This is a genomic window from Fontibacter flavus (assembly GCF_042432905.1).
Taxonomy (GTDB): Bacteria; Bacteroidota; Bacteroidia; order Cytophagales; family Cyclobacteriaceae; genus Fontibacter; species Fontibacter flavus.
Genome location: NZ_JBHLWI010000071.1, coordinates 1 through 928 on the forward strand (window position 1 = coordinate 1; position 928 = coordinate 928).

The 928-nt window shown below is 39.7% G+C and carries 1 protein-coding gene; it reads left to right on the forward strand.

The genetic code is table 11. The features are described 5' to 3' along the window. Positions 1-164: 164 nt before the first annotated feature. The coding region (locus ACFFIP_RS17930) for an IS4 family transposase (protein ID WP_382389140.1) at positions 165-928 on the forward strand (764 nt) is incomplete at its 3' end.

The following is a 928-nucleotide window of genomic DNA, read 5'->3' on the forward strand; positions in this document are numbered from 1 at the left end:
TAATGCCGTTTAGTTAGTGGTTAATTAACTGAAATTCATTATATTAGAGATATAAAATAAGGCTTCCGAAAGCAGGGAGTGCTGGAAGCCTTAAAACTTTAATTGTAAATGAATTCAAGTTAAAACTAAGTTATGAAAAATTTATCATCGAAAGTAGGACTTCGGTGAAAGATTTTCTTCGTGACCGTTTCTTTTCTTTTGAAGTTCTTGTGCTTTTTATTTTGTCAAAGAGCAACAAAGGACTTAATATCTGCCTTGAAGAGTTTTTTGGGGAATCTTCCTTATCGCCCACTAAAAGTGCATTTACCCAGGCCAGGAAAAAACTGTGCTATACAGTTTTCAAAAAGCTTAACAGTTTGATCTGCAGTCTTTTTTACGAACATGCAAAGTTCAAGAAATGGAAGGGTCATAGGGTGCTTTCTGTTGATGGTTCAACGCTTGAACTCCCAGATCATCCCTCCATGTCAGAGAAGTTCAGCTATCATGGTTTTGGGCCCAATGCGGATGCAGGACATTACATGAGCAGGATATCTTACCTGTATGATGTTTACAACGGCCTAGTACTGGATGCCGGTATGGAAAGCTACACCACTTCCGAAGCCACCCTATGTCATGCCCATCTTGGACATATTAAAGAAGGGGATCTTCTTGTGTGCGACAGGTATTATGCATCACTGAGACTTTTTTTCGAGTTGAAAGGAAAAGGGGCCGACTTTCTTTTCAGGATGAAGGACAATTGGTGGAAATGTGTCGAAGATTTTTCCCGGAGCAGTTCCACTGATGCGGAATATACATTAATACTCCCTCCAAAATACGGTTGGCTGCTTGAAAAGTATCCCACGTTATCCCAAACCATGACCGTAAGACTGATCAAGAAAAAGAATAAGAAGGGTAAGATTTCAATATATGCAACTTCGCTGTTGGACAG